This is a genomic window from Nocardia sp. CA-135953 (assembly GCF_050955735.1).
In the GTDB taxonomy this organism is placed as follows: Bacteria; Actinomycetota; Actinomycetes; order Mycobacteriales; family Mycobacteriaceae; genus Nocardia.
The window spans coordinates 1,040,589-1,055,243 of sequence record NZ_CP192082.1 but is presented as its reverse complement, the minus strand read 5'-3'; the positions used below and the strand labels follow the sequence as shown (position 1 = coordinate 1,055,243).

13 protein-coding genes are annotated in these 14,655 nt (G+C 66.9%); 8 read left to right on the top strand and 5 right to left on the bottom strand.

The window, feature by feature from the left end:
- Positions 1 to 47 precede the first annotated feature (47 nt).
- Positions 48 to 554 carry a DUF2505 domain-containing protein gene (locus ACQPXH_RS05030; protein WP_433601175.1) on the bottom strand — a complete coding sequence of 169 codons (507 nt, stop codon included), beginning with the start codon at positions 552 to 554 and terminating at the stop codon, positions 48 to 50.
- A 40-nt stretch (positions 555 to 594) separates the two neighbouring features.
- On the opposite strand from ACQPXH_RS05030, the gene ACQPXH_RS05025 reads away from it, so the two are divergent.
- The 4 genes from ACQPXH_RS05025 to ACQPXH_RS05010 all read left to right on the top strand — a co-directional run bounded on the left by ACQPXH_RS05025 (position 595) and on the right by ACQPXH_RS05010 (position 7,508).
- Positions 595 to 1,077 carry a DUF3592 domain-containing protein gene (locus ACQPXH_RS05025; protein ID WP_433601174.1) on the top strand — a complete coding sequence of 161 codons (483 nt, stop codon included), beginning with the start codon at positions 595 to 597 and terminating at the stop codon, positions 1,075 to 1,077.
- Between the two features lie 89 nt (positions 1,078 to 1,166).
- On the top strand, positions 1,167 to 2,309 hold the full coding sequence (locus ACQPXH_RS05020; protein WP_433603308.1) for a glycosyltransferase family 4 protein: 1,143 nt from the start codon (positions 1,167 to 1,169) through the stop codon (positions 2,307 to 2,309).
- Between the two features lie 150 nt (positions 2,310 to 2,459).
- Positions 2,460 to 3,173, top strand: a complete 714-nt coding sequence (locus ACQPXH_RS05015; RefSeq protein WP_433601173.1) for a demethylmenaquinone methyltransferase — start codon at positions 2,460 to 2,462, stop codon at positions 3,171 to 3,173.
- A gap of 150 nt (positions 3,174 to 3,323) precedes the next feature.
- A complete protein-coding gene (locus ACQPXH_RS05010; RefSeq protein WP_433601172.1) occupies positions 3,324 to 7,508 on the top strand; it encodes a molybdopterin-dependent oxidoreductase in 4,185 nt (1,394 codons plus the stop codon).
- Between the two features lie 66 nt (positions 7,509 to 7,574).
- On the opposite strand, the gene ACQPXH_RS05005 is transcribed toward ACQPXH_RS05010, so the two are convergent.
- Complete coding sequence (locus tag ACQPXH_RS05005) at positions 7,575 to 7,907, bottom strand: aldo/keto reductase (RefSeq protein ID WP_433601171.1); 333 nt, start codon at positions 7,905 to 7,907, stop codon at positions 7,575 to 7,577.
- Positions 7,908 to 7,948: 41 nt separating this feature from the next.
- Between ACQPXH_RS05005 and ACQPXH_RS05000 the strand changes: the two genes are divergently transcribed.
- Positions 7,949 to 8,167, top strand: a complete 219-nt coding sequence (locus tag ACQPXH_RS05000; protein WP_433601170.1) for a hypothetical protein — start codon at positions 7,949 to 7,951, stop codon at positions 8,165 to 8,167.
- 14 nt (positions 8,168 to 8,181) lie between these two features.
- Here ACQPXH_RS05000 and menD read toward each other — a convergent pair whose 3' ends face one another.
- From menD to ACQPXH_RS04985, 3 genes are all read right to left on the bottom strand, one after another.
- On the bottom strand, positions 8,182 to 9,825 hold the full coding sequence (gene menD, locus ACQPXH_RS04995) for a 2-succinyl-5-enolpyruvyl-6-hydroxy-3-cyclohexene-1-carboxylic-acid synthase (RefSeq protein ID WP_433601169.1): 1,644 nt from the start codon (positions 9,823 to 9,825) through the stop codon (positions 8,182 to 8,184).
- Positions 9,826 to 10,216: 391 nt separating this feature from the next.
- Positions 10,217 to 10,660: a DUF6918 family protein gene (locus tag ACQPXH_RS04990; RefSeq protein WP_433601168.1), complete on the bottom strand. Its 444-nt coding sequence runs from the start codon at positions 10,658 to 10,660 to the stop codon at positions 10,217 to 10,219.
- Positions 10,661 to 10,746: 86 nt separating this feature from the next.
- Positions 10,747 to 11,490: a PaaI family thioesterase gene (locus tag ACQPXH_RS04985; protein ID WP_433601167.1), complete on the bottom strand. Its 744-nt coding sequence runs from the start codon at positions 11,488 to 11,490 to the stop codon at positions 10,747 to 10,749.
- Between the two features lie 125 nt (positions 11,491 to 11,615).
- On the opposite strand from ACQPXH_RS04985, the gene ACQPXH_RS04980 reads away from it, so the two are divergent.
- The 3 genes from ACQPXH_RS04980 (at position 11,616) to menE (ending at position 14,420) form a co-directional block, all read left to right on the top strand.
- On the top strand, positions 11,616 to 12,509 hold the full coding sequence (locus ACQPXH_RS04980) for a 1,4-dihydroxy-2-naphthoyl-CoA synthase (protein WP_433601166.1): 894 nt from the start codon (positions 11,616 to 11,618) through the stop codon (positions 12,507 to 12,509).
- Between the two features lies 1 nt (position 12,510).
- Positions 12,511 to 12,903, top strand: a complete 393-nt coding sequence (locus ACQPXH_RS04975) for a VOC family protein (protein WP_433601165.1) — start codon at positions 12,511 to 12,513, stop codon at positions 12,901 to 12,903.
- 383 nt (positions 12,904 to 13,286) lie between these two features.
- Positions 13,287 to 14,420 carry an o-succinylbenzoate--CoA ligase gene (gene menE / locus ACQPXH_RS04970; protein ID WP_433603307.1) on the top strand — a complete coding sequence of 378 codons (1,134 nt, stop codon included), beginning with the start codon at positions 13,287 to 13,289 and terminating at the stop codon, positions 14,418 to 14,420.
- The last annotated feature ends 235 nt before the right edge of the window (positions 14,421 to 14,655 follow it).

Genomic DNA, 14,655 nt, shown 5'->3' with positions numbered 1-14,655 from the left:
CGATGAGCCCGGCACGCCCCGGTTTTCGCCGGGGCGTTCGGAACGGGTCAGGCGCTCGGCTGCGCGGCGACCCATTTCTCGATATGTTTGCGCTCGCTCTCGAGCACCCGATGATGCAGCTGTTCGGCCAGCGGTTCGATCGCACCGCCGACCAGCGGCACCTTGACCCGCACGGTGCCCACGACCTCGATCTCGGACCCCTCCACGGTCGGTCGCAGTTCATAAGTGCCCGACATTTCGCTGCTGATGCCGCCGGTGACGCCCTCGAAGGTGCCCTTGGCGATTTCGCCGTCCAATGCCTGCCAGTTGTCGGTGCGCGAGAGCACCAGTTCGCTCGCGAGTACCTTGCTCACGATGCCGGGAACCCTGTCATCGCTTGCCTTTTCGGTCATATGTATACGGATGGTGCCCATACCCTGCGGATGCGAGAGATCGAGTGTGGCGGTCTGCGCGCCGGCGAACCGGGACTGCCAGACGTCGTCGGTGGTGAGTGCCCGGTGAAGATCTTCGACCGGGACGGCGTAGGGCACGGTGAAGCTGAATTTTCGGGACATGGCCGCAAACGGTATCGGAGGCGGCAAGTAGCCTGTTGTGGTGTCGGAAACCAGCCAGTCCGAAAGGCGTTCGAACCGCCTGCGGCGGGCCAGGGTCGGGGTGCTGACGGCGGCCGTCTTCCTCAGCGCCCTCGTCGTGCTGCTGGTGCTGGCCGCTTGGCGCAACGACTGTCTGATCAGCTCCGACAAGGGTGTGACCTCCGCCGAGGTGCTCTCGGCCGGGCGGCTGCGCTCGGCGGTCATCTATGTCACACCGGACGGGAAGACGCACAATCCGAAGGTCGGTGTGCTCTACCCGACCAACCTCACCGCGGGCGAACGGATCAATGTGGAGTACAGCCGCAAGGATCCGGATCTGGTCCGGGTGGCCGGACGTGACGTGCGGGTCGCGATTCAGCCCGCGCTGTCGGTGATTCTGCTGGTGTGGGCGGTCGCGCTGCCCACGATGTGGCTGCTGCTGCGGGCACAGCGCCGTACGCCTGGCCCGGTGAACGGATCCCGCGCGGCCGCCGGCGCCGCCTGAGCCGAGCGGCCCCGACAGTTCGCCGGATCTTTGCGTATCGGTCATTTCGACGTGACGGCGTGGCGCGTTGCACGGGTCAACCTGGGATGGTGCGAGTAGCCATCGTTTCGGAGTCGTTCCTGCCGAATATGAACGGCGTCGTCAATTCCGTGCTCCGGGTGCTGGACCACCTGGACCAGCACGGGCACGAGGCGCTGGTGATCGCGCCGGATACGCCGCACGGGCTGCCCGCCGCGCCACGGGTCTACAAAAGATTCCCGGTACATCTGGTACCAGCGGTGATGGTGCCGAAGGTCAGTTCGCTGCCGGTGGGCCTGCCGCAGCCCGGGATCACCGCCGCGATCGATGAATTCGACGCCGATGTGGTGCATCTGGCCTCGCCCTTCCTGCTCGGCGCGGGTGGTCTCGGTGCGGCGATGCGGTTGGATCTGCCGACGGTCGCGATCTATCAGACCGATGTGGCCGGGTTCGCGAAGAGTTACGGGCTGCGGCTGGCCACTCGGGCGGCCTGGGCCTGGACGCGACGGATTCACGAGGGCGCGACACGGACGCTGGCGCCGTCGCGCGCGGCGGCCGAGGATCTGGAGCGGCACGGTATCCCCCGGGTGCACCGCTGGGGACGCGGTGTCGATATCGCCCGGTTCACACCGTCGGCGAAGCGACCGGAGCTGCGGGCGTCCTGGTTGCGTGGGCAGGACAAACTGCTGGTTGGGTTCGTCGGGCGGCTGGCCCCGGAGAAGCATGTGGACCGGCTGGCGGTGCTGGCGAGCGATCCGGCGATTCAGCTGGTGATCGTCGGGGACGGACCGGAGCGGGGTCGGTTGGCTCGGATGATGCCCACTGCGGTCTTCACCGGTGAGCTCGGCGGCGAGGAGCTGGCGCAGGCGTATGCGAGCCTGGACGTGATGGTGCACGCGGGTGAGCACGAGACTTTCTGTCAGGGGGTGCAGGAGGCGCTGGCCGCCGGGGTTCCGGTGATCGGTCCGGATGCGGGCGGACCGCGCGATCTGATCGCGCACTGCCGCAACGGCTACCTACTACCGGTGGATCGCTTCACCGAGCTCCTGCCCAGTGCGGTTGCGGCGCTTCGTGATCCGGTACTGCGGGCGCGATTCGGCGCGGCTGCTCGCAAGTCGGTGCTGCAGCGGACCTGGCCCGCCATCTGCACCGAACTGATGGGTCACTACGCCGCCGTCACGGGGATTCGGACCCAGTTGCCGCACACGGCGTAACTCGTTTGTGAGTTTCGCGACCTCCGAATGCCGATTACGGGGATGTGACCATGGAAAAGACCGGCGCGTCCGATAACGACGCGAATTGTCTGGGCCAGTTCGGCGCGGGAGTCTCGCCGGGTATGCGCTGCGCGCGGTAGGTTCGGGGACGTGGCGAAAACAGAGCAGCGGGAACCGGTTCGGGCTTCGCTGGACAAGCAGCCGCACGAGGTCGCGTCGATGTTCGACGGGGTCGCGAAGCGGTACGACCTGACCAACACCGTCATCTCCTTGGGACAGGATCGATACTGGCGCTGGGCGGTGCGCAAGGCAGTGGCGCCGCGGCCGGGTGAGCGCGTGCTCGACCTCGCAGCGGGTACCGGCATTTCGACACTGGACCTGGCAAAATCCGGTGCCTGGTGCCTGGCGGCCGACTTCTCCCAGGGCATGCTCGCCGCGGGCAAATTCCGCAATGTGCCGATGGTGGCCGCCGATGCGACCGCACTGCCCTTCGCCGACGATTCGTTCGACGCGGTGACCATCTCCTACGGTCTGCGCAATATCTCCGAGACCGATGCCGCGCTGCGCGAGATGCTGCGAGTCACCAAACCGGGCGGGCGGATGGTGATCTGCGAGTTCTCCACGCCGGTCGTGCCGATCTTCAGCACCATCTATCTGGAGTACCTGATGAAGGCGCTGCCGAAGGTCGCGGTGGCGGTGAGCAGTAATCCGGATGCCTACGTCTACCTCGCCGAATCCATCCGGGCCTGGCCGAATCAGCGGCAGTTGGCGCTGCGGATCGCGGATGCGGGCTGGTCGTCGGTGAAATGGCGCAATCTGACCGGCGGCATCGTCGCACTACACCGCGCGTACAAATTGGGCTGACCGGCAAATCGGACGGAGCTCCTGGTCGCGGCAGATTTTCGTGGCGTGCGCCACACCTCACGGGGGCAATTTGCTGCGGTGAGGTCAATTGTCATCTGTCGATAACGTTGGGTAAATCGGCCGCAATCGGCGGTGCGCATGATCGGTGGCATGACCGATGCAGGCACCGATCATGCGAGCACCGCCAGAACGGCGTGCTCGTACTGCGGCGTCGGCTGCGGCATCGTCGTCGAGACCCGCCCGGGCGCGGACGGGGCGCCGGTCATCGCCAAGGTTCGCGGTGACAAACTGCATCCGACGAATGCGGGCCGGCTGTGCACGAAGGGCGCGACCCACCAGGAATTGATGGCGGCGCCGGGGCGGATGGAGACCGCGTACCGGCGGCCCGAGCGCGGGCAGGTGCCGGTGCCGGTGCCCGTCGACGAGGCGGTGCACGAGGTGGCCGCCCGGCTGCGGGCGATCCTGGACGAACACGGACCGGACGCCATCGCGCTGTATGTCTCCGGGCAGATGTCGCTCGAGGCGCAATACCTGGCGACCAAGTTGGCCAAGGGGTATCTGCGGACCAAGCACATCGAGGCCAATTCCCGGCTGTGCATGGCCAGCGCCGGGACCGGCTACAAGCAGTCGCTCGGCGCGGACGGGCCGCCCGGCTCCTACGACGACTTCGAACATGCCGATCTGTTCTTCGTGACCGGCGCGAATATGGCCGACTGCCATCCGATCCTCTATCTGCGCATGATCGACCGGGTCAAGGCGGGGGCGAAGCTGATCGTGGTGGATCCGCGGCGCACCGATACCGCGGCGCGGGCCGATCTGTTCCTGCAGATCGCGCCGGGTACCGATCTCGCCTTGCTGAACGGGCTACTGCACCTGCTCGTCGAAAACGGTGCTATCGACGCGGACTTCATCGCCGAGCACACCGAGGGGTGGGCGGCGATGCCCGAATTCCTCGCCGACTACCCGCCGGACCAGGTCGCCGCGATCACCGGGCTGGCCGAGGACGATATCCGAACCGCAGCGCGCTGGATCGGCGAAGCCGGTGAATGGATGTCGCTGTGGACCATGGGACTCAACCAGTCCACCCACGGCACCTGGAACACCAACGCGCTCTGCAACCTGCACCTGGCCACCGGGGCTGTTTGTCGTCCTGGCAGCGGACCGTTCTCGCTGACCGGTCAGCCGAATGCCATGGGCGGGCGCGAAATGGGTTATATGGGTCCGGGTCTGCCCGGGCAGCGCAGTCTGCTCTCCCCCACCGACCGCAGTTTCGTGGAGACCGCGTGGGGCGTCGAGCCGGGCACGCTGCGCACCGAAGCCGGACCGGGCACGATCGAGATGTTCCGCGAGCTGTCGGAGGGGCAGATCAAGGCGGCCTGGATCATCTGCACCAATCCCGTTGCCACCGTAGCCAACCGGAAGACGGTGATCGGCGGCCTGGAGGCAGCCGAGCTGGTCATCGTGCAGGACGCCTACACCGATACGGCCACCAACTCCTACGCCGACATACTGCTGCCCGCCACGCTGTGGGCCGAAGCCGATGCGGTGATGGTGAATTCGGAGCGCAATGTCACGTTGCTGCAGCGCTCGGTGGATCCGATCGGCGACGCCCGTCCGGACTGGCTGCTGATCGCGCAGGTCGCCACCGCGATGGGCTTCGCGGGTTTCGAATACTCCTCCAGTGCCGAGGTTTTCGACGAGATCAAGCAATTCGCCAATCCGGCCACCGGATACGACCTGCGTGGCATGAGCTACGAGCGGTTGCGCGAGAGGCCGATGCAGTGGCCGTGCGCCGAGCCCGACCGCGCGCGCAACCCGATCCGCTACCGCAATGACGGCGTCAGCCAGGAACTTTTCGTCGACGATGCCGGGCACCAGCCCCGGTTGGCCTTCGCGACGCCGAGCCGTCGCGCGGTGTTCTGGCCGCGCCCGCATCTGGTGCCGGCGGAAATGCCCGACGACGACTACCCGTTCATGCTCAATACCGGCCGCCTGCAGCATCAGTGGCACACCATGACCAAGACCGGCAAGATCGACAAGCTGGCCAAATTGACCGGCCGGCCGTTCGTCGAGGTGCATCCCGAGGATGCCGAGCGGCTCGGAGTCGAGGCCGGTGACCAGCTCGAAATCGCCTCCCGACGCGGTAGAGCGGTGCTGCCGGTGCAGATCAGCGACCGGGTGCGGCCCGGTGATTGCTTCGCGCCGTTCCATTGGAACGACGAGCAGGGCGAATATCTGACGATCAATGCCGTGACCAATGACGCGGTGGATCCGGACTCGTTGCAGCCCGAATTCAAGGCGTGCGCGGTGTCGTTGCGGCGGGTCGCGGTGATGCCGAAAGCGGCCGAAACCCCTTCGGCGGGAGTGCCGGAAACCGCCACGAACCATGGCTCGCACCCGCTGGCGGTCATGCTGGGGCTCGACACGGGCACGGCGCCGACGCTCGGTGAGACCGAACGGATCTATCTCGCCGGATATCTCTCGGCGCTGCAATCCCTTCCGGTGACCGGCCAGCCGGTGCTGCCCGAATCCGCGCCGTTGGCCAAGAACAGTCGGCTGTGGATCGACGGACTGCTCGCCGGTATGTATTCGCGAAGCGCGACAACAGAATCCGCGTCCACCGACGATGTTCCCGACGAACCGACCCGGCCGGTCACCGTACTCTGGGCCTCACAGACCGGCACGGCCGAAGAGTTCGCGGCGACGACGGCCGCCCGCCTGGCCGAGTCCGGTTTCGCGCCGCGGCTGCTCGATATGGACTCGTGCGAACTCCACGAACTCACCGGCGATGTGCTGGTGATCAGCAGCACCTTCGGCGACGGCGGACCGCCGGATAATGGCACCGACTTCTGGGAACGCCTGGACGACAGCGTGATCCGCTTGACCGGCATGCGGTACGCGGTGTTCGCACTGGGCGACTCCTCCTATGACGACTTCTGCGGCCACGGTCGCAAACTGGACGCGAAACTGACCGAACGCGGGGCCACCCGTCTGCTCGCACGCGTCGACAGCGAGCCCGATTACGAGGAAGCGGCGGCGCGCTGGCTCGACGAGGTGCTCGCCGCGTTGGACGGCGGTGCGCCCGAGACGAGTCCTGCCGGTCCCCGCGGAACTCGGATGCCCGAACGGTCCTCCGGCGGCACGATGGTGCTGACCCGCACCGCACCGGCCGTCGGGACCCAGACCGCCGGACCGGCGTCGTTCACCCGCAATGCCCCGGTGACCGCACCGCTGGTGCGCAATGAGCCGCTGTCGCATGCCGGATCGCCGAAGGAAGTGCGCCAGTTCGGCTTCGACCTGCGCGGACTGAAAGCGAATTACGAGGTCGGTGATTCGCTCGGGGTTTGGCCGACGAACGCCGAGTCGATGGTGGCCGAATGGCTCGGGGCGACCGGTTTGGACGGCCGTCGGATCATCGAACTCGACAACCAGGAATTGTCGTTGGCCCAGGCGCTGCGGACCCGCTTCGACATCACGAAGGTCAGCCACGATCTGCTCACCTTCATCGCCGAACGCAATCCCAACAACCGGCTGGCGAAACTGCTGCGCCGCGACAATCGCAACGAACTCGACAACTACCTGTGGGATCGGCAGGCGGTCGATGTGCTGCGCGATTTCCCGGTGCGCGCCGATCTCGTGGAATGGCTCGGCACGCTGAAAAAGCTGCAGCCGCGCCAGTATTCGATTTCGTCGAGTCCGCTGGTCAGTCCCGACGAGGTGCAGCTCACCGTGGGTGTCGTCCGGTACGGCGATCCGGCCGCGACCGGATCCGTGGCGCGGCGCGGTGGGGTGTGCTCGACCTTCCTCGCCGACCGCGCCGACGCCGCCGAATCCGCGGTGCCGATCTTCCTGCAGCGCGCACCGCACTTCCGGCCGCCGCTCGATCCGACCACACCGATGATCATGATCGGCCCCGGCACCGGCATCGCGCCCTTCCGCGGCTTCCTGCAGGAACGCCGTGCCCTCGGCTGCATCGGCCGCAATTGGTTGTTCTTCGGCGATCAGCATGCCGCCCAGAATTTCTACTACCGAGCGGAATTGGAGGATATGTTCCGCTCGGGCTTCCTCACCCGACTCGATCTGGCCTTCTCCCGCGACCAGCGCGAGCGGATCTACGTGCAGCACCGGATGATCGAGCACGGCGCCGAGCTGTGGTCCTGGCTGCGCGACGGCGCGCACGTCTATGTGTGCGGTGATGCGGCGCGCATGGCCAAGGATGTCGATAACACCCTGCTGACCATTGCCAGGATCCACGGCAAACTCGACGAGGACGGGGCGCTGGCGTTCCGGAAGCAGTTGGTTGCCGAGAAGCGATACGTTCGCGACGTGTACTGAGGGTGATTGCCTCAGCGCCCGATCCCGCGGGTTCTGCGGAGGAATGGCCGCCGTGGCTGATCCCTCTCACACCGCGGGAGCACTCAGCCGCGCAAAGTCCGGCAGCCGGTAGTACGGGTAGTAGGGATACGCCGGGGTCGTCGCGCCTGCCTTGTCGAGACGCGCGATCTGCTCGGCGTCGAGTTCCCAGCCGACTGCGCCGAGGTTCTGGCGCAACTGCTCCGCATTACGTGCGCCGACGATGACGGTCGACACCGTTGGCCGGCGCAGCAGCCAGTTGAGGGCGAATTGCGGGTGGGTTGCCGCGCGAACGGACTTGGAGCATTCTCGACAGTGTTGGACTGGTTGTCCGCCTGCGCTGTGATTTCCGCAGCATCTGGAGTTCGCTCGGCAGAGCATCGGGTACCCAGCCGAAAAGCACGCGCGGAGAGGAATGAACGATGACCGATCCAAGCACGTCCCCGGTTTCGGAAGCCGACTACGTCGAGCAGAACGTCCCCGCCTATCCCGAGATCGTCGATGACACCGACGACAGCTCCGACCGCGAACTCGCGGCAGCGGTCGATCGAGATGCCTTCGAAGCCAATCCAGCCGATGTCGTGGAACAGTCGATCCCGGTGCCGCTCGACGACGATCGCGATTCCGAGCCGGAGTACTGATCGGCCCGTCGGCTTTACGGCACGATCTTGGCCCGCACCCTCGCGTGCAGCTCGCGCAGACCGGAACGCTCGGTCGCGACTTCGAGCACCCGCAACCCGTGCGCGTGCCCGGCCAACTCGACCGTCAACTGCTCGGTATCGACCTGCTTGTGCGGAATCCGGTAGGCGGCACACAACGCGGCCAAATCCATTCCGTGCGGCGTGCCGAAGACGCGCTCGAAAACACCGGCGTACTGCGGATCGCCCTGTTCCAGGAGTTCGAAGATGCCGCCGCCGTCGTCGTTGGCGACCACGATGGTCAGATCGGCGGGGCGGGGTTCGCCGCGGCCGATGAGCAGGCCAGAGGCGTCGTGTAGGAAGGTGAGGTCACCGATCAGCGCGATGGTGCGGCCGGTGTGGTGCAGCGCCGCGCCGAGGGCCGTGGAAACGGTGCCGTCGATACCGGCCACGCCACGATTGGACAGCACTCGGACACCCGGCCGCGGCGGCGAGACCAGGGCCGCGTCACGCACCGGATTGGACGCCCCGAGCAGCAGCTGATCGCCCTCGCGCAACGCGTCCATCACCACCGCGGCGACGTGCAGTCCGGTCGGCTTCGGGTGGTTGGCCAGTTCGGCGCGAACGACCTGAACGGCCTTCGCATCGAGTTCGCGGCAGTACGCGAGCCAGTCCGCACTCGGCGCACCCGTGGTCACCGCCCGGGTTCCGGTGCCGACCACATTGCCGGAGACATCGGGCCAGCGCGGACCGGTGGTGAGCGCGTAGACGGTCACTGCCGGATCCGCGAGCACCTTCGCGACCTGGCGATGCAGCGTCGGCCGCCCGGTGATGATCGCCTGCCGCGGCTTCAGCAGCGGCAGGGCCAGCGGATGCAGGGCGGGACCGTGCATCGGGGCGGTGGGTTCGGCCACTGTCGGCAGCTCGGCCAGTTCCGGCCGCAAGCCGGCGCCATGGCCGGAGATGACGACCGTATCGGGCGTCAGGTCGAGGTCGAGCGGCACATCGAGCGTCGCGTACCGGCTGCACGTCCACGCCTCGCCGCCGGGGCGGCCCTGCGGCGCCCACTCGTCCGGCGTGTGATCGGGCACCAGCGGCTCGCGCAGCGGAATATCGAAATGCACCGGGCCGGCATTGCCGGAACGGGTGCCACGGGCCGCCGCGAGTACCCGGCAGACGGCCGAACGCCATTGACTGTTCTGCTGGCCGTAGGGCATGCCGCCATCGGTGTCCGACTCTTCCTCGGCGAGTCCGAGGCTGATCGAGGCGCGGACCTGGCTACCGAACAGCCCGAACTGCTCGACGGTCTGATTGGCGCCGGAACCGAGCATCTCGTAGGGCCGGTTGGCGCTCAGCACCACCAGCGGTACGCGGGCGTAGTTCGCCTCCAGCACGGCGGGGCCGAGATTGGCGACCGCGGTACCCGAGGTCATCACGACCGGCACCGGCAGTCGACTGGCGATGGCGAGTCCGATGGCCAGAAAGCCCGCGGTTCGCTCATCGATGCGCATATGCAGGCGGAGTCGGCCTGCCGCATCAGCCGCCTGCAGTGCGAATGCCAGGGGCGCGTTTCTCGACCCCGGGCACAGAACGACGTCCCGCACACCCCCGCGCGCGAGCTCGTCGACGACCACTTGCGCCTGTGCTGTAGACGGATTCACATCTCCAGCCTCTCAGAACAGTTGCTTCGACGTCTTCGTCACCCTGCTCACAATGGCACCTCGCTAGCGCTCGGCACCATTGTGCCCAGAGAGGGTGTGCCCAGAGGGCGCAGTGCCGTTGGTTCGCTCGCTGCGCTCCCTCACGCTGTCCGGGTCGGCGGAAAACTCGCCCCGCGTCCACCACCGGACGCGGGGCGCTCAGCGCCCGTGGTCGGCCGAATCGCCGTGCGCGACAATGAGCGTCGCCGGCGCACCCACCGCGGAGCGAGTCCCATGCGCGAACGTAGTGAGCGACAAAAAACACAGCCGCCCATGCGGTCATGCCGTAGCCGAGCGCTAGCGAGGCGCAGGCATGAGCGCGATAAGCGGCGCCGTGGCGCCGCAATCCAACTCAGGCGTGCCGCTGCACGAGGTCGCCCAGCCGGGGCAGGGCCTCGATGACGTTCTTCTTGGCCGAGGAACGCATCGACGAGTAGACCTTCCTCAGTGCCGGACGCGTCGAGGCGTCGGCACGCGCGTCGGTCACCGCGAGCAATGCCTCGGCGACCTCGTCCGACTTGGCGACCAGCAGGTCGGCGAACTGGCCGGACCCCGTCGCCGCGTATTCCTGCCAGAACGGCTCCAGCTGCGAGACGAGCTTGGGCGCCAAGGACTCCAGCGCGTCCGGCACGATGGACGGGCTGATCTTCTTGACCGCCGCGTAGCCACCCTTGACGGCCAGACCCGACGCACCACCCTTGTCCGACACCTCGGCGTCCAGAACTTCCTTGGCATCGGCAAGGAAGGCCGTGCGCTTTGCGTCGTCGAGCAGGGATTCAGACAGTGCTGCAACCACTTTCAGGTTCCTCCGGGATCGATGTCGATGAACGAGCGCACGTCACTATACGCACTGGTGCGCAGAGCCACACGGCACTCGTCCGGCTACGGCTGCCACGGCAGCAATTGGACCATCAATCCTTCACAATCGGCGAGGACATTGCCCTGCTCATCGGCCAGTTCCGCGGTTATGTACGTTTTGCGCCCTTCGATGCGATCGACGCGCCCCCGCACGGTCAGCGGTGTCTGCAACGGAGTGATTTTGCGGTAGTTCACATCGAGGTAGGCGGTGCGGCTGATCGGCCTTCCGGCGTAATGCACGATCATGCCGAGCAGATCGTCGAAGAGCAGTGGGAGCACGCCGCCGTGTACCGCGCCGTTGCCGCCGAGATGGAAGCGACGGAATTCACCGGCCATCACGATGCCGTCGGGTCCGGCCTCGATCACCTGCCACGGCAGCAGCAAAAGGCTGCCGCGCCCGGGCAATTCGACCGCGCGGCCCGCCGGGCCCTGCAGTTCGGGTGCGCGATACGGCTCGAGCAGATCGATGAGTTCGCGCGTCCGGTCGAGTGCCGCGCCGTAGATCTCGTCGGGGGCGTCCACGGAGACGACCAGATCCTGCAGCGTGCGCATGGCCTCGACGAACGCGCCGAAGTCGGCGCCGACTCGCGCGCGGGAGACCTTGGGGAAGCCGCCGTGCTTCTCGTACCTGGATTCGTCGACCGCGCTGTTGTCGATACGCGGACCGGACCGCCCGACGACCTGCTCTGGAACCCGTTTCACTGCCTCACGCCCGGCCGCCGCAGGACCGCCGCCCCTCATCGAATCGCTACGCGATGCTCTGTCCATGCTTGCACGGTATCGCGTTGTTATACACCGTCAAGTCGTACCGTCGAGTAATGGAATCGGCACCGTAGAAGTTCGCATGGAAGTCGCTGGCATCCGAAACATCAGTGGGAGCGATAATCACTGGGGTGACGTTCAATCCGAAGCTGTGGCGGCCCGTTCCAGGGTTCGAGAACCTGACCGACATCACCTATCACCGGCATATCGAGCAGGGCACCGTCCGGGTGGCCTTCGATCGGCCGGAGGTGCGCAATGCGTTCCGCCCGCACACGGTCGACGAGCTCTATCGCGCGCTCGATCACGCCAGGATGACCCCGGACGTCGGCGCGGTGCTGCTCACCGGCAACGGTCCCAGCCCCAAGGACGGCGGCTGGGCCTTCTGCTCGGGCGGCGACCAGCGCATTCGCGGCCGCAGCGGCTACCAGTACGCCGATGGCGACACCGCGGACACTGTCGACCAGGCGCGCGCGGGCCGCCTGCACATCCTCGAGGTGCAGCGGCTGATCCGGTTCATGCCGAAGGTGGTCATCGCACTGGTCAACGGCTGGGCCGCGGGCGGCGGGCACAGTCTGCACGTGGTCTGCGATCTGACCCTGGCCAGCCGCGAGCATGCCAGGTTCAAGCAGACCGACGCCGATGTCGGCAGCTTCGACGGCGGTTACGGCAGCGCCTATCTCGCGAAAATGGTCGGCCAGAAATTCGCGCGGGAAATCTTCTTCCTCGGCCGCCCCTACACCGCCGAGGAAATGCATCAGATGGGCGCGGTGAACAAGGTCGTCGATCACGCCGAACTGGAAAGTGTCGCACTGGAGTGGACCGCCGATATCAACGGCAAATCCCCACAGGCCCAGCGCATGTTGAAGTACGCGTTCAATCTGCTCGACGATGGTCTGGTCGGTCAGCAGCTCTTCGCGGGCGAGGCCACCCGGATGGCGTATATGACCGATGAGGCGGTCGAAGGCCGCGACGCCTTCCTGGAAAAGCGCAAGCCGGACTGGACCCCCTACCCCTGGTACTTCTGACATGGACATCCTCAGCAGCCGGGTCATCCTGCGGCCCGCCGACTACCAGATGACCCTCGCGTTCTACCGCGACGGACTCGGCTTGGCCATCGCGCGCGAGTATCCGGGCGGCACGGTTTTCTTCGCTGGACAGTCGCTGGTCGAGGTGGCCGCGCACGGCGGATCGGGCAAATCGACCACCTTCGAAGGCGCGCTCTGGCTGCAGGTTCGCGACATTTCGGACGCGGCGGCGGAGCTCGCGCTGAAGGGGATCCGCATCGAGCGCGAGCCGGTGCGCGAGCCGTGGGGACTGATCGAAATGTGGGTGCGCGATCCCGACGGTGTGCCGATCGTTCTGGTCGAAGTTCCCGCCGAGCATCCGATTCGGCGGGATTCGCGCTGGTCACCGGACTGATCACGCCGACAGCGGCGGCGCGGCCGCTCCGGCTCGAGTTGCCAATGCCGACCCCGGCGAGGACGATAACCACGGATGACCGCCCGACCGCCGACGTCCGGGTGAGCACCGCTGAGTACCGTCCTCCGAGTGAATCGCAGTCTCGATGTCCGGCGTACCCGACTTCTTTCCCCCTGACGCGGCCGAACTCCCAGCGCGCCGCCCCAGCAAACCGACCCGTGCCACGCGCGGTCGTGTCGACATGACACGATCAGACTCGTGAGGGAGCGCAGCGAGCGAACCATGAACACAGCGCGCCTGCGCACGACGGCGCCGAGCACCAGTGACGTGCGGTCGCGCATGACAGGGGCGAAATCGTGAGTCGCACCCTGCGGACGCTGCCGATGCCGAGCGGATCCGGGCTCGGCGATGTCATGCCGCATCTGCGAGAAGTGTTGGAGGGCAACGGCCCCGCGTGGTTGCCGATACCGACCAGCGACCGTCGGGAGGCCCGGCGACTGAGCGATGCACTCTCGCCCGGCGAACTGATCGATGACGAGGCGGCACTGGTCGTGACCACCTCCGGCACCACCGGTGTGCCGAAGGGCGCCATGCTCAGCTCTGCCGCGCTGCGGGCCAGCGGGACCGCGACACACGATCGACTCGGTGGTCCCGGCACCTGGCTACTGGCCCTGCCGACCCATCACATCGCGGGCATTCAGGTGCTGCTGCGCAGCATTCTGGCCGGCACCGAACCCAGTGTGCTCGACGTTTCCGGCGGCTTCCTCCCCGAGGCGCTGGTCGGCGCGATTTCCGGTATGCGCGGTGAGCGCCGCTATACCGCGCTGGTGCCGACCCAGCTCATCAAGGCGCTGGAGGCGCCCACCGTCGCGGCAGCACTTGCCCAGTTGGACGGCGTGCTCGTCGGCGGGTCGGCCACTCCGGCACCGGTCTACGAACGCGCGAAAGCGGCCGGTATCAACGTCGTTCGCACCTACGGCATGAGCGAAACCTGCGGTGGCTGCGTGTACGACGGAGTTCCGCTCGACGGCGCCGAGATTCGCATCGAGGACGGTCGCGTGCTGCTCGGCGGCGCGATGATCGCCATCGGCTACCGCGGCCAGCCCGACCATCCTGCGTTCGCCGAACCCGGCTGGTTCCGCACCGACGACGCGGGCACCTATGAGAACGGCGTGCTCAGCATCAGCGGACGGCTCGACGAGGCCATCATGACCGGCGGTCTGCTCGTTATCCCGCAGGTCGTCGAGGCCGTGCTCATCACGCACCCCACCATCAGCGAATGCGTGGTGCTCGGTCTGCCCGACGATCGGCTCGGCCAGCGGGTCGCGGTCGCGGTGGTCCCCGCCCCTGGTGCCACCCCAACCCTCGAGGAACTGCGCGATCACGTCGTACGCGAACTCGATTCCATCGCCGCACCGCGCGAGCTGGCGCTGCTGAACGAGCTTCCGCTGCGCGGCCCCGGCAAGCCGGACCGCGCCAAACTCCGCGAGCGCTTGTCCGCCTCTCCGCGTATTTAGGCGCCAGACCCAGGCGCGACCACAGTTGCGTCGGCGACCGGCGGTGACATCGTTACCGAGTCAGCCCGTACCCGATGAATTACCCATGTTCTCCCGAAATCAGTTGTTACGTTTCCCCGTTGACCCAGCGGTATGAGCACGCGATCGTGATGCAAGGTTGCGCGACATCGTGATGCAAGATTGCGCGACATCGTGATGCAAGGGCCGTGCAAGACGGCGACCCCAAAGTCTTGTG

What these genes read in the sequence shown, in the direction of transcription:
- ACQPXH_RS05030 (WP_433601175.1), bottom strand. Translation starts at nt 554, where the DNA reads ATGTCCCGAAAATTCAGCTTCACCGTGCCCTACGCCGTCCCGGTCGAA.
- ACQPXH_RS05010 (WP_433601172.1), top strand. Translation starts at nt 3,324, where the DNA reads ATGACCGATGCAGGCACCGATCATGCGAGCACCGCCAGAACGGCGTGC.
- ACQPXH_RS05005 (WP_433601171.1), bottom strand. Translation starts at nt 7,907, where the DNA reads ATGCTCTGCCGAGCGAACTCCAGATGCTGCGGAAATCACAGCGCAGGC.
- ACQPXH_RS05000 (WP_433601170.1), top strand. Translation starts at nt 7,949, where the DNA reads ATGACCGATCCAAGCACGTCCCCGGTTTCGGAAGCCGACTACGTCGAG.
- ACQPXH_RS04985 (WP_433601167.1), bottom strand. Translation starts at nt 11,490, where the DNA reads ATGGACAGAGCATCGCGTAGCGATTCGATGAGGGGCGGCGGTCCTGCG.
- ACQPXH_RS04975 (WP_433601165.1), top strand. Translation starts at nt 12,511, where the DNA reads ATGGACATCCTCAGCAGCCGGGTCATCCTGCGGCCCGCCGACTACCAG.
- menE (WP_433603307.1), top strand. Translation starts at nt 13,287, where the DNA reads ATGCCGAGCGGATCCGGGCTCGGCGATGTCATGCCGCATCTGCGAGAA.